We start from the raw sequence: 13,579 nt of genomic DNA on the forward strand, positions 1-13,579 counted from the left end.
TCGGCGGCGCATTCGCTGCGGCCCACCCGCTCGGCCGCAGTGACCGTACTCACTCCCGGTACAGCTTGGCGTTGTAATTTTCCGGCGAGTAGTAGCGCTCCAGCTCCTCCACCGACTCCGTTACATTGGTTTGGACCTCTTTGACGAGCCGGGCGGGACTGGGCAGATTGTCGACCGGCCACTGCTCCGGTTCCCACAGGTGACTGCGGATGAACGCCTTGGCGCAGTGGAAGAAGATCTGCTCGATATCGACCTCGATCGCCAGGATCGGCCGATGGCCCTTGACCATCATGTCGTCGAAATACGGTGCGTCGCGAACCAGGCGCGCCCGGCCGTTGATGCGCAGCGTTTCGCGGCGGCCCGGAATCATGAACAGCAGCCCGACGTGCGGATTGCTGAGAATATTCAGGTAGCCGTCGGCCCTGCGATTCCCCGGCCGTTCCGGAATGGCGATGGTGGTGTCGTCGAGCACCTTCACGAAACCGGCCGGATCGCCCTTCGGGGAGGTGTCGCAATTGCCCTCGGCATCGCTGGTACTCAGGGCAATGAACGGGGTTGCCGCGATCCAGTCGCGGTCGCGGGGATGCAGTGCGACGCGCTCCTTCGTCGCGGCTCGCGGCATGACCTCCCCGAGCAACTGCCGCAGTTCGGCCGGGTCGGTGATCTCATTGATGTCGGTGATCTCGCCCATAGTTCGATCAAAGCACCGGCACGGCGTCGCGGGCGATCGAATTATGTTCCCGCGAGGGGAGATCGATCACAGTCGCGCGTCGAACAGGTTGGGCTGGCCCGCGGCGTAGCGGTCGGCATCGATGCGGCGCAGCGGTTCCAGTTCGGTGGCCCGGTAGAGCGTGAACTTGCGGCAGCGTTCGGCATTCGAACCCGAAACGTCGAGAATGGCATTGACCGCGTCGCGCGCGGATTCGTTGGCGCCCTCCATGGTTGCCAGATCAACATTGGTGCGCACGTAATCGCCTGCCAGGAACAGATTTTCGAGCGCTCCGTGGGCCTCCGGCCGGCATTCCCATGACCCGGCGGTATTGATCAGCAGCGGATCCGCATTGACATTGCGCCGCTGGGAGTCCTGCCAGCTGATGCCCGGATCGAGGAACCAGGAATGCAGATCGGCATCGCGCAACAGGTCGTCGCGGTCGTTCAGATGCGCCCGCAGCTGCGCCCATACTTCGCGCGCGATCTCCTCGTGCGTGCACTCCTTGGCGGGCTTGCCGTAGAGCATGCCGGGGGAGTTCCAATCGGAGATATCGACCGAAAGGCAGTCCTGGACCGTGCCGTCGCCGAATTCGGTGAGTTTGCGCGTCCACAGCTGATTCTGGGTGATCGAGGTCAGCGACCACGGGGCATCGATATAGGCGGTGTGACCGTGTGAAATATCCATCGGCCTGCGCAGATAGAACTGGATTCCGTTCATCCAGTCGACGAAGAGGCGATCCATCGCGGCCAGTTCTGGGCGCACCTCGAGTACGTCGGGCGACCAGAGCGCGCGGGCCTGTTCGGCGGACAGCGCAACCACGAAATAGTCGGCGTCGATGCTGCGCTGTGCGCCGTTTTCATCGACGATGCGGGCCGAGGCGATCCGCCGATCGCGCACCTCGAGTCCGCGCACCTCGGCCCCGAGCGCGAATTGCACGCCGAGGTCGCGCAGTCGCTGCACCCATGGATCGATCCACACCGAATTGGTCGGCCCGTTCAGCACCCGGTCCAACGCGCCGTCGTTGCCGATTTCGAAAGGGTTGCCCAGGAACTGTTCGCCCATGGTGCCGATGGTGCGGACGCTGGCCACATCCTCCTTCGCGGCGACCATGATGCTGGTCAGCGTGCGCGAGAGCAGGGCGCGGAATTCGTGGGAGCGCTGGTGGCCGCCGACGAAATCGCGCCACGAGGTGTGCTCCCACTGCCCTAACCGCCGGGCATCGCAGCTGGAGTTGAATACCAGCAGGCGATCGGCGAAGTAGGCGCCTTCATCGGCGGGCATTTTCAGGGCCGTCGCGATTGCCGCGCCCATCGTTTCGCGGAACGCGTCCGGAGTGAAATTCGTGCGGGCCTTGGGACCCAGGGGAAGTCGGAAATCATCGCCGCCGCGGCGGGCGAAACGTGCCTCGGGCACGCCGATCAGATTCCCCCAAACGCCATTCGGATTGCCCGCGAACGGAATTCGCCGCATGGTATCCGGAATGTGTTGATAGAAGCCGGGAAAGAAGCGGAAGCCGTGCTCACCGGGTAGATCCGGCCGTCCGCCCGACCCGCTGTCCGGCACCGGAATACTACGCGCCTTGCCCCCGAGCGCACGTCTCTCGAATACGGTGACCTGGAACCCGCGCTCGGCCAATTCATGTGCCGCGGTCAATCCCGCGACCCCACCGCCGAGCACCGCGACCCGCCCGCCGCCGGGACTACCCGCGGCAGGCGCCGGTCTCAGCCCACCGGCCGTCAGCGCCCCCGCCGTTGCTACCCCCATCGCAACCGTGCCGCGAAGCATCGTTCTCCGCGAAACGGTCCACTGTTGATGTGCCATGCGCTTCTTTGCTGCCCTAAGCCTTTGGACCGATTTCTACCGCCGCCAAACACTGTAAAGCGACTGCTTGTGGGTGAGCCGCCCCACCCCTGTAGCCGCCGCCGGGACCCGGTCGGCCTCGCATTCGACCAGGTCACGAATACAGCGGGGCAGACATTACCGGGCGGTGTGACCGGGCCGAGTTGGTTTCTGGAACCGGGGTCGTACGCAAACTTCGCAGGTCAGGGCGTAGTTGTGGCGGTGTTGGCGGAAGGCGCCAGGTAAATCGCGTGCGGCTGGGCTGGGCCGGCTATCGCAGGCTGTGTTGGCGAGACGGAAATGGACCCGCGCGATGGCTCTGGGCCGTACGAAACCGGGTTGCCTGCCGAGAACCGGCGTCGGCGGGGGCGCGGTCGAAACCGGTTCCATCGGTGCGGCAATCGCCCGGTGACCGGCTCAGGCCTCCACCAATCGGGGATCCCTGCCGAGGGGCGGCTCCGACACCGGGGTAGGGGTCGAAACCGGTTCCGCCGCTGTGGCATTCGCATCGCGGCGACCCGCCCGCGTCGCCGCGAACGCTCCCGCGATCACGATGGCTCCGCCGAGCAGCGACAGCGGCGTCGGGTCCTCGCCGAAGGTGACCCAGGCGGCGAGGATGCCGACCACAGGGACGAGCAGGGACATCGGGGCGACCGTGCTGGCCGGGTACCGGCTCATCAGGTAGGTCCACAGGCCCGAGCCCGCGATGGTGCCGAGCGCGACGATGTAGGCGAGGCCGAGCAGTGCGTGCCAGCCCACGGGGGAGGTGACGTCGGTCAAGGCATGCAGGCCGGTCGTCGGGCCTTCGATGAATGCGGACAGCGCGAACATCGGGATCGGCGGCACAACCGTCATCCACAGCGTCAAATGCAGTGGGTTGACCTCGCCGGACGCCGCAGCCAAACGCGAGCCGATATTGCCGAAGGCCCATCCGAGACCGCCCGCCAGCGTCAGCAGCACGGGCAACAGCGCCGCATGCTGTGCGCGATCGAGCCCGATCACCACAATGCCCGCCACGGCGACGCCGATGCCGAGCAACTGCGTCACCCGCAACCGCTCCCGCAGGAACAGCGCGCCCAGGACAACCGTGAACGGTGCGGAGGATTGCAGCACCAGCGAAGACAACCCGGTCGGCATGCCCGCGCGCATCGCGGTGAACAGGAACGCGAATTGCAGAATCCCGAACCCGATCCCATAGAGCAGCAACCACCGCAACGGCACCTTCGGCCGCGGCACGAACGCCAGCACCGGCAGCGCGATCACCGCGAACCGCAGCGCTGCGAAGAAGAACGGCGGAAAGTGGTCCAGCCCCACCCGAATAGCAATGAAGTTCAGCCCCCAGAGCAGTACAACGGTAAGCCCGAGCAGGCGGTCACGATTGGTCACGTTCCTTATCGTCGGTAATGAAACCAATAAGAACAATCGAATAAATGTGCACTATCGATGTAGCATCGCTTAATGGTTTTCGATATCCGGGTCGGGCCGCCGATGGCGGTCGAGCGGCTGCGGGTGCTGCGGGAATTCGCGGATCGCGGGACGATCGCTGCTGTGGCCGAGGCGCTTTCGATGACTCCTTCGGCGGTATCGCAGCAGCTCAAGGTGCTTGCCAAGGAAGCGGGCGTCGCGTTGCTCGAGCCCGATGGGCGGCGGGTTCGGCTGACCGATGCGGGGCAGGCTCTTGTTGTGCGCGCTGACGAGGTGCTTGCCGCGATGGACCGTGCGGTGGCCGAGATGGCGCACTATCGCGGGTCCGCGCGCGGTCGGGTTCGGGTCGCGCTGTTTCCGTCCGGTGCGGCGCTGCTGTTGCCGCGGGTGCTGCCCGCGCTGGCCGACAGCGGTGTCGAGGTCGTCGCCAGTGACGAGGACCTGCCGCCGAGTGAAGTGCCGCGGCTGCTCGCCGACTACGACATCGTCCTCACCCACCGCGACGAGCGCTCGCCCGGCATCGCGGGCCCTCGCGTCAGCACCACCGTCATCATGCGCGAACCCACCGATGTCGTTGTCGCACCGACCCATCCGCTCGCGACCCGCACCGAGGTGACCCCGGCCGAGCTCGCCGAGGAGACCTGGCTCAGCGTCCGCGGCGGCTTCCCGGTCGACGACGTGCTGCGCTCCATCGCAACCATGACCGGCGTCCAACCCCGTATTGTCCAGCGCCTCAACGACTTCCGGGTAATCGAAACCCTCGTCGCCGCGAACTACGGCGTCGCCCTCATGCCCCGCTGGGCCGTCGCGCACCCGAACCTCGCCGTACTACGCCTGTCCGGCGTGCGCGCCGCCCGCCTCTATGAACTGGCGACCCGCCCCCACGCCGCAACCCGCCCCGCCATAGCCGCCGTCCTGCAAGCCTTCAGCACCGCCGCGGCCGAAATCGCCGCCGAATAGCCCAGCCCCGGCAGCCCGCTGTCGCACATCCAATCACCACCTCGCAGAGACTGCACCGTATGCGCCGTGCTCACTACCTGTGTGCCAGCCGGACCTCGGGCGACTGCCCTGCCCGCGCGGTGGAATCCATTACGCACATCGTGTAGCGCTGGCGCACAGGCTGCAGCTTGTACGGGGGTGCCGACACTATGCGGCAGCTGAATCCGGGGTACGGCAGCAGATTTCGGACTCGGATGCGGCCCCGACAAGTGCTCGGGGCCGCAAGAGAAAGCTAGTGGTGCCGGGGCGGACCGGGCCGGTACTGCTGGGTGCCGATGTAGCCGAAATCGTCGGCGACCATGGCGCCCAGTTCCAGCAGGGCACGCCGGGTCGGCTTGCTCACCAGTTCCAGGTCGATCTCCGCGCCCTCGGCGAGGTGGTCGTCGAAGGGCACCACTTGGACCGCGCGGGTGCGGTCCAGGAACAGTTTGCGCAGCTGGTCCAGGTCGACGGTGGAGGCACCGCGGCGAGATGCGTTTACCACCACCACCGTTCGCTCGACCAACTTGCCGTAGCCGTGGTGGTCCAGCCAGTCCAGGGTGGCCGACGCACTGCGGGCGCCGTCGATGGCGGGTGAGGTCACCAGCACCAGCGAGCTGGCCATATCGAGCACACCGGCCATGGCCGAATGCATCAGACCGGTGCCGCAGTCGGTGAGGATGATGTTGTAGAACGACTGCAGGATGCTGATGGCCTGGCGGTAGTCGGCCTCGCTGAAGGCCTCGGAAACCGCCGGATCCTGTTCGCTGGCAAGCACTTCCAGTCGGCTCGGCGCCTGGGACGTATGCGCCCGGACATCGGAGTACCTGGTGATGTGGTGATCCTCGAGCAGATTGCGCACGGTCGAGCGGGTCTGTCGCGGCACCCGATGCGCCAGCGTGCCGAGGTCGGGATTGGCGTCGATCGCGATGACCCGGTCACCACGCAGCGAGGAGAACGTCGATCCGAGCCCGACGGTTGTCGTGGTCTTGCCGACGCCGCCCTTCAGCGACAGGATCGCGATCCGATAGTCCCCGCGCACCGGCTGATTCACCCGATCGACGAGATCGCGGTAGACGACATCCGCCGCGGACTCACCCGGATTGATCATGCCGCCGGAGGCCTTGTGCACCGCGCGTCGCCAACCACTGCGCGGCGCTTTGCGCGCTCGCTTGAGCAGGTTGAGGTCATTGACCGAATGTCCCGGCTGACCCGGCTGCGGCACATGCTGCGGCTGGAACGGGTGCTGCGTATTCGGCGGGCCGCCTTGCCATCCCGGCGGCGGGCCCTGTTCGGTATACGGCACCATGCCGGTGCCCGGCCCTTGCTCGCCATACGGCATCAGGCCGGTGCCCGGCCCCTGTTCGGCGTACGGCAGCGGTTGCTGGCCAACGGGCGGTTGCCCCATGTGGGGCGGTTGCCCCATGGGCGGCTGCTGATACATCGGCGGCTGCTGTACCGGCGGTGGCGGCGCCCAGCTGTAGATCGGCGGCTCGGCTTGGCTTTCTACCGGGACCCGCCGGACCAGCCCATCGGGCCCGATCTCCTGGCGGTATTCGCCATAGGACGGCTCGGGCTGCACCGGATGGTTACCGCTCTGGCTGGGACCCGGCTGGTATGGCTGCGCGAATTGACCAGTGTTGTACGGCGTTCCGGGCGGCGCGAACCCCTCGGGCGGTCCGTACTGCTGCTGCGGAACCCCGGCCTGCGGGTAGCTGTTCTGATCCGTTGGCCCGCCCGGGTATCCGGTGAACTGTCCCGAATCCGACTGTTCGGACTCATCGGGCTGTTCAGTGACCTCGGCGGCCTCGTGCTCGTCGGTTGCGGGCTCCGCGTCTACGGGTACAGACTCGGACGTTTCGTCCGGCGCCGAGGAGTCGGTGGTGACCTCGGCCGTGTCCACCGAATGACTCTGCAGCCAGGGCGGAGAAGTCGGGTTGTGGTCGTTAGTTGTCACAGTTCCCCCATCTGCTCGGGAATTCGAGCAGAGAGCTCGGCGCTTGAATGCGAATCAACGCTAGCACGGGGTACTCGGCCCCGCGCCGTGGTATACACGGCCGCCGCACCGCGTGAAGCACGGCGACCAGCCGTAACTCGAAAACGCTGTCCAACAGCAAGATCGAGAGCCGGGCGCCCGGGTCGGCGACAAATTGTCACCAACGGATGCCCGGCTCCCACCGTACTCTCAGGTCTGAGTCGAGGTGTCCCGATCGATCGGACCGGATCGGTCGGGACACCTCCAGGGCCGGCCTCCGGACCCGAATCGCGCAGTCGGACTCAGTGTCCCGGTGCTCTCCGATGCAACGAGCAGACTCCGCTCATCGACTCGCCCCTGCGACTCTGCCTCAGTGCGCCCGGTTCACCGCCGACACCACGGCCCGCAGCGACGCGGTGGTAATCGAGGTGGCGATGCCGACACCCCACACCACCTTGTCGCCGATCGCGCACTCCACATATGCCGCGGCCTGCGCGTCGTCGCCCGCGGACATCGCGTGCTCGGAGTAGTCCAGCACTCGCACATCGAATCCGACCGTCGCGATCGCGTCGACGAATGCGGCGAGCGGTCCATTGCCCGCGCCGGTGACTTCCTGCTCGACGCCGTCGACCTTCACCACCGCGGTGATCGAGTCCACGCCGCCGTCGGTCTCCGATGCGGTGACCTTCTGGCGCATCCGCTCCAGCGGCCGGATCGGGCTCAGGTATTCGTCCGCGAAGACATCCCACATCTCCTTGGGCGAAACCTCGCCGCCCTCACCGTCGGTGATCTTCTGGATCGCCTGGGAGAACTCGATCTGCAGCCGGCGCGGCAGCACCAACCCGTGATCGGTCTTCATGATGTAGGCGACGCCGCCCTTGCCGGACTGCGAGTTGACCCGGATGACGGCCTCGTAGGTGCGGCCCACATCCTTCGGGTCGATCGGCAGATACGGCACCTCCCAGACGATGTCGTCGACATCGGATTCGGCGGCGTCGGCCGCGGCCTTCATCGCGTCCAGACCCTTGTTGATCGCGTCCTGATGCGAACCCGAGAATGCGGTGTAGACCAGATCGCCGCCGTACGGGTGGCGTTCGTGCACCGGCAGCTGGTTGCAGTATTCGACGGTCCGGCGGATCTCGTCGATATCGGAGAAGTTGATCTGCGGATCGACGCCGCGGGAGAACAGATTCATCCCCAGCGTCACCAGGCAGACATTGCCGGTGCGCTCACCGTTGCCGAACAGGCAGCCCTCGATGCGATCCGCACCGGCCTGGTACCCCAGTTCGGCGGCGGCCACCGCGGTGCCCCGGTCGTTGTGCGGATGCAGCGACAGCACGATCGAATCGCGGCGGGCCAGGTTGCGGCTCATCCACTCGATCGAATCGGCGTACACATTCGGGGTCGCCATCTCGACGGTCGCGGGCAGATTGATGATCATCGGCTTCTCGGGGGTCGGCGCGATGATCTCGGTGACCGCGTCGCACACCTGCTTGGCGTAGGACAGCTCGGTGCCGGTGTAGGACTCCGGGCTGTACTCGTAGCGCCAGTTGGTGTCCGGGTAGCGCTTCTCGACCTCCAGGCACAGCTTCGCGGCATCGGTCGCGATCTTCTGCACCGCCGCCTGGTCCGCGCGGAACACCACACGCCGCTGCAGGACCGAGGTCGAGTTGTAGAAGTGGACGATCACATTGGTCGCACCGGCGCACGCCTCGAAGGTGCGCTCGATCAGTTCGGCGCGACACTGGGTCAGCACCTGGATGGTGACGTCGTCGGGAATCGCCCCGTCCTCGATGATCTCGCGGACGAAGTCGAAATCGGTCTGGCTGGCCGACGGGAACCCGACCTCGATCTCCTTGTAACCCATCCGCACCAGCAGGTCGAACATGCGGCGCTTGCGGGCCGGGCTCATCGGGTCGATCAGGGCCTGGTTGCCGTCGCGCAGGTCGACGGCGCACCAGCCGGGGGCGCGGTCGATGATCTTGTCCGGCCAGGTGCGGTCGGGCAGTGTGATCGGCTCGACCTCCTCCGCGAAGGGCCGGTAGCGGAAGGTTGGCATGGAGGAGTTCTTCTGCCGGTTCCAGGCGGGCTGGTCGGCAGGGGCGGGCTTGCTCGGTGCCGTGATGGTGCGCGAGCCGGATACAAAGGCGTCAGCGGGGGACATGCGATTTCTCCAGGGTGTGGTGGATCCCAGTTATCGGGTCGACCGGCGCGGCAGAACCCCGCGACGGGAGGCCAGTCCGATCAGACCCCGTCGCGGCGGCCGAGAAGAAGTGCCCGCTGCATGATGTCGGCGAGTTTACCGTGCCCCGACGCAGTGCCGAAAGCCCGGTCCCCATCGTCCGGTCATCCGACCTAACGATTAGCGTTCCGACCGGCTGGAGGTAGGTTCATATGACTTGGCTGGAACAACTGGCGGTCTTCGGCGCGGGCATCGCGGCGGGCGGCATCAACACCATTGTGGGATCGGGCACCCTGATCACCTTTCCGGTGCTGCTCGCCTTCGGGATTCCGCCGGTCACGGCGAACGTTTCGAACACCATCGGTCTGGTACCCGGTGGCGTCAGCGGGGCGTACGGCTATCGGCGCGAACTCGAGGGCCAGCGGGCCAGGTTGGTCCGGCTCGGCAGCGCGTCCCTGCTCGGCGGCACCACCGGCGCGATCCTGCTGCTCATTCTGCCCGCCGCGGCCTTCAAGGCGATCGTGCCGGTGCTGATCATCGCGGCGCTGATCCTGGTCGTGGTCCAGCCGCGGTTGGCGCGCTGGGTGAAGGAGCGCCGCGCGGCCGATACCGGTCCGGCGCCCGAACACGGTGGCCTGATCCTGTACGTCGCGATATTTCTGTGCGGCATCTACGGCGGTTATTTCGGCGCGGCCCAGGGCGTGTTGTTGATCGGGTTGCTCGGGGTGTTCGTGCACGAGGACATCCAGCGGCTCAACGGGGTCAAGAATGTGCTCGGTCTGCTGGTGAACGCGGTCTCCGCGGTGGTGTTCACGATGATCGCCGATGTCGACTGGCGGGTCGCCGCGCTGATCGCGGTCGGTTCGATCATCGGCGGTCAACTCGGCGCGAAGATGGGCAGGCGGATGCCGCCCACCGCATTGCGTGCGGTGATCGTCGTGGTGGGCAGCATTGCCGTCGTCCGACTGCTGATGACGTAGACGGAGGAAGTACTTGGCACTCGAGATACGAAACCCCTGGTGCGGTCGCACTTGTGGCGCAGCGGGATTGGTCCCAAAGGAGGACGACGGCGGTCGGGTCCGCAACGCAGGATGATCGGTATGCGCGGGTGGAAGATGGTCGGGTTGGCGCTGGCGGCCGTATTGGTGCCGTCATTGGTTTCGTGTTCTCGGCACAGTGATGCGGTGATGCAGGTCGCCGAACTGGTCGCGCAGGCCGATGCGGCGCCGACTCCGAAACTCGATTGGGCGCAGTGCCCCGAAACCGAGTTGAGCAAGTATCAGTGCGCGACGGCCGCGGTCCCGATCGACTATGCGCAGCCGAACGGCGCGACGCTGTCGCTGGCCGTCGTCAAACAGCCTGCCGTCGATCAGGACCGTCGCATCGGCACCGTGTTCAGCGCGGTCGGCGGACCCGGCGGCTCGGGCTTCAAATGGGCGAGTCACGGTGAGTTGTCAGCCGGTGAGGTGGCCCGCCGATTCGATGTGATCACCTTCGATCAGCGCGGTATCGGCCGCAGTGGTCAGGTGCGCTGTTTCGCGAATTCCGAAGAGCAGCACCGGTTCTGGTCCGGCATCCTGCTCCCGCCGGCGAATGCCGAACAGGAGGCCGCCGCCGCGCGCAATGCCCGCGAACTGGCCGCAGGCTGCGCCGCGCACAGTCCGGAGCTGTTGCCGCACCTCACCACCGTCGATGCCGCGCGTGATCTGGATCTGCTGCGCCGCGCGGTCGGCGAGGCGACCATGACTTACACGGGCGGTTCCTACGCGAGCTATCTGGGCGAGGTCTACGGCGCGTTGTTCGGCGACCGGGTCCGCGCGCTGCAACTCGGCTCGATGATCGACCCGGACGCCTATACCAACGATTCGCGCGCCCAGATCGCCGACTCCGCGGCGGGCACCGAGGAGGTGCTCGCGGAGTTCCTGCGGCTGTGTGCCGAAGCGGGACAATCGCGCTGTGTGTTCGCGGGATCGACCAAAACCGATGCCGCCGCACTGCGCACCCGCAACGACGCCGTGCTGGACCGGCTGCGCCAGGGACCCATCGTGGTCGGCCAGGGTGAGCGCACCCGCGCGGTAACCCTGACCGAGGTGCTGCCCGCACACGCCACCATGCTCTACGACTCGAAGGAGGGCTGGCCCGCACTGGCCGAACTGCTCACCGAACTGGAGCGCGGCCCGGCGGGCAATCCCGATGTCGTACAACAGATTCTGGACGCGGGCGGGTTCACCGAGGATTTCCTAGACGCCTTCACCGCAATCACCTGCGCGGACAACAGCTTTGGCCACGAACCGGAGCAATGGCCCGCCATGGTGGCCGAACTCGCCAGTGTCGCACCGCATTACGGTGCCATGTGGCTGTACCTGCGACAGGCCTGCGGTGCGTGGCCCGCACCGGCGAAGGGCTATCCGCAGCGCATCACCGGTCCGTGGATTCTGCGTTCGGACAAGCCCGCCCTGCTGTTCAACAACCGCTTCGATCCGGTCACCCCGCTGACGGCCGCCCGCAGGGCCCAGCAGGAGTTGGTCAATGCCAGGCTGGTGATCATCGAGGGCGGTTACGGGCACCTGGTGGTGAGTGACTGCGCCGGTCGTCTCCAGGAGCACTACCTCGTGGACCTGCAACTCCCCGCGCCCGGTGCTACCTGCAAGCCGGACAAGGCCCCGTTCACCGACTGAACGCCGGTACCGGAAACCGCTCGACCAAGATCGTCCGCATTCCTTCGACCACTGTTCAGGACTCCCGAATCCCGGTAGTCTGCGCTCGGCCATGCATGATGAGGGAGGTGGCCGGGTGCACAGACGTGCCTTTCTCGAGGCAGCCGGTGTGGCCGCGATGCTGGGTGTCGCGGGTACCGCACTGGGCAGGGCAACAGCCGATGCCGCAGATCCGATGTGGGACAACCTTTTCCGCACGTGGGTCCCGGAAATCTTTGCGCCACTTCCCGATCCGCCCGAGCATTCGCCCGCGATCGTCATCGGCTCCGGCTTCGGCGCCTCGGTCACCGCACTGCGCCTGGCCGAGGCCGGCATCGCCAACACCGTGCTGGAGCGCGGTTCGCGCTGGCCGAACGATCCATGGCGCGAGATCTTCACCGGTGACGATCTGCCCGACGGCCGCGGCTTCTGGCATCGCACCAACTTCACCGGCGTCACCAAGGTTCCGATGCATTTCGCCAGCTTCGGCGGAGTGCTCGATTGCACCGAGTACCCGGGCATCGACGTATGGCGGGCGGCGGCGGTCGGTGGCGGCTCGGTCATCTTCTCCGGTGCGATGGTCGCGCCCGAGCGCCGCTTCTTCGACCACGTCTTCGGCGGCACCGTCGATTACGGCGAAATGGAGCGCGTCTATTACCCGCGCGTGCGGGAGATGTTGCGGCTCAGCCCTATTCCGGCGGACCTGTACGCCGCTTCGCCGTTCTCGCATTCCCGGGCCTGGGACGAGCAGGTGCGCAGGGCGGGCTATCAGCCGGTCGCCAATGACTCGATCTTCAACTGGGATGTGTTGCGCGGCGAAATCGCCGGCACCACAAGGCCTTCCGCGACGGTGGCGCGCAGTAATCTCGGCAACTCCAACGGCGCGAAGTTCGACCTCAACCAGAACTACCTGCGCTACGCCCAGGACACCGGCAAGTCCGCCGTCTATCCGGGGCACCGCGTGGACGCCATCGCGCAGGAATCCGGCGGCCGCTATTCGGTGACCGTGACAAAACTTTCGCCGACCGGAGACGTGATCGGCACCCGCACCCTCACCTGCGACCGCCTGTTCCTCGGCGCGGGTTCGGTCGGCACCTCCGAGCTCCTGGTGCGGGCCCAGGCCACCGGCGCACTGCCGAATCTCAACGAGCACATCGGCGATGGCTGGGGCACCAACGGTGATGTGGTGCTGGCTCGCGGTGCCAGCCAGTTGGCCGGTTTCGGTCAGGGCGTGCCGAGCGCGAGCCGGATTCTCGACGAATCCGCGGTGCCGCTGACGCTCGAAAATTGGTATATCCCCGGCATTCCGTTCGAGACCGGCGCGCTCGCCTCATTGGGCATGGTGCTCGATCCGGCCCGCGCGCGCTTCGGCTACGACCGCGCCCGCAATGCGGTCGGGCTGTCCTGGTCGGCCAAGAACCGCGACGATATCGTGGCGGCCGCCCGCGCGGTCGATCACCGGATCGCCGAAAGCTCCAATGCCCTCGTCGAATACAGCGCACTCGGCTACGACGCGAACGCGCTTTTCACCGCGCACCCGCTGGGCGGTGCGGTGCTCGGGCGGGCCACCGACGGCAACGGTCGCGTACACGGTCATCCGGGCCTGTACGTGATGGACGGTGCGGCCATCCCGGGCAGCACCGGCACGGTCAACCCCTCGCTCACCATTACCGCACTGGCCGAACGCAATATCGAGGCGATCATCCGCACTGGGAAGTAGGCCGGCGCGGCGCGTATTACTGTCGGCGGGACCGTTCGGCGTCGAAGGGATC

General features: G+C 66.6%; 9 protein-coding genes. 4 read left to right on the forward strand and 5 right to left on the reverse strand.

The window, feature by feature from the left end; all coding sequences use genetic code 11:
• Positions 1-49: 49 nt before the first annotated feature.
• The 3 genes from ACIBW7_RS03920 to ACIBW7_RS03930 all read right to left on the reverse strand — a co-directional run bounded on the left by ACIBW7_RS03920 (position 50) and on the right by ACIBW7_RS03930 (position 3,937).
• Positions 50-691, reverse strand: coding sequence for a pyridoxamine 5'-phosphate oxidase family protein (locus tag ACIBW7_RS03920; RefSeq protein WP_397043764.1), 642 nt, complete (start codon positions 689-691; stop codon positions 50-52).
• Between the two features lie 66 nt (positions 692-757).
• Complete coding sequence (locus ACIBW7_RS03925) at positions 758-2,476, reverse strand: FAD-dependent oxidoreductase (protein WP_397043766.1); 1,719 nt, start codon at positions 2,474-2,476, stop codon at positions 758-760.
• 492 nt (positions 2,477-2,968) lie between these two features.
• Positions 2,969-3,937, reverse strand: coding sequence for an EamA family transporter (locus ACIBW7_RS03930; RefSeq protein WP_397043768.1), 969 nt, complete (start codon positions 3,935-3,937; stop codon positions 2,969-2,971).
• A 102-nt stretch (positions 3,938-4,039) separates the two neighbouring features.
• Here ACIBW7_RS03930 and ACIBW7_RS03935 point away from each other — a divergent pair, with 102 nt between their 5' ends.
• Positions 4,040-4,936 (forward strand): LysR family transcriptional regulator, encoded by an 897-nt coding sequence (locus ACIBW7_RS03935; RefSeq protein ID WP_397044200.1) that lies wholly within the window; start codon positions 4,040-4,042, stop codon positions 4,934-4,936.
• 271 nt (positions 4,937-5,207) lie between these two features.
• Here ACIBW7_RS03935 and ACIBW7_RS03940 read toward each other — a convergent pair whose 3' ends face one another.
• Both ACIBW7_RS03940 and leuA read right to left on the reverse strand, forming a co-directional pair.
• Entirely contained in the window at positions 5,208-6,857 is a 1,650-nt protein-coding gene (locus tag ACIBW7_RS03940; protein ID WP_397043770.1) for an AAA family ATPase, read from the reverse strand.
• Positions 6,858-7,299: 442 nt separating this feature from the next.
• On the reverse strand, positions 7,300-9,093 hold the full coding sequence (gene leuA / locus ACIBW7_RS03945; RefSeq protein ID WP_397043772.1) for a 2-isopropylmalate synthase: 1,794 nt from the start codon (positions 9,091-9,093) through the stop codon (positions 7,300-7,302).
• Between the two features lie 230 nt (positions 9,094-9,323).
• Here leuA and ACIBW7_RS03950 point away from each other — a divergent pair, with 230 nt between their 5' ends.
• The 3 genes from ACIBW7_RS03950 (at position 9,324) to ACIBW7_RS03960 (ending at position 13,527) form a co-directional block, all read left to right on the forward strand.
• Positions 9,324-10,091: a sulfite exporter TauE/SafE family protein gene (locus ACIBW7_RS03950; RefSeq protein WP_397043774.1), complete on the forward strand. Its 768-nt coding sequence runs from the start codon at positions 9,324-9,326 to the stop codon at positions 10,089-10,091.
• 120 nt (positions 10,092-10,211) lie between these two features.
• On the forward strand, positions 10,212-11,789 hold the full coding sequence (locus tag ACIBW7_RS03955; RefSeq protein WP_397043775.1) for an alpha/beta hydrolase: 1,578 nt from the start codon (positions 10,212-10,214) through the stop codon (positions 11,787-11,789).
• 115 nt (positions 11,790-11,904) lie between these two features.
• Positions 11,905-13,527 (forward strand): GMC oxidoreductase, encoded by a 1,623-nt coding sequence (locus tag ACIBW7_RS03960; protein ID WP_397043777.1) that lies wholly within the window; start codon positions 11,905-11,907, stop codon positions 13,525-13,527.
• The last annotated feature ends 52 nt before the right edge of the window (positions 13,528-13,579 follow it).

Origin of the sequence: Nocardia sp. NPDC049526, from assembly GCF_044465765.1 — a bacterium.
Lineage (GTDB): Bacteria > Actinomycetota > Actinomycetes > Mycobacteriales > Mycobacteriaceae > Nocardia.

What these genes read in the sequence shown, in the direction of transcription:
- ACIBW7_RS03920 (WP_397043764.1), bottom strand. Translation starts at nt 691, where the DNA reads ATGGGCGAGATCACCGACATCAATGAGATCACCGACCCGGCCGAACTG.
- ACIBW7_RS03925 (WP_397043766.1), bottom strand. Translation starts at nt 2,476, where the DNA reads ATGGGGGTAGCAACGGCGGGGGCGCTGACGGCCGGTGGGCTGAGACCG.
- ACIBW7_RS03935 (WP_397044200.1), top strand. Translation starts at nt 4,040, where the DNA reads ATGGCGGTCGAGCGGCTGCGGGTGCTGCGGGAATTCGCGGATCGCGGG.
- leuA (WP_397043772.1), bottom strand. Translation starts at nt 9,093, where the DNA reads ATGTCCCCCGCTGACGCCTTTGTATCCGGCTCGCGCACCATCACGGCA.
- ACIBW7_RS03950 (WP_397043774.1), top strand. Translation starts at nt 9,324, where the DNA reads ATGACTTGGCTGGAACAACTGGCGGTCTTCGGCGCGGGCATCGCGGCG.
- ACIBW7_RS03955 (WP_397043775.1), top strand. Translation starts at nt 10,212, where the DNA reads ATGCGCGGGTGGAAGATGGTCGGGTTGGCGCTGGCGGCCGTATTGGTG.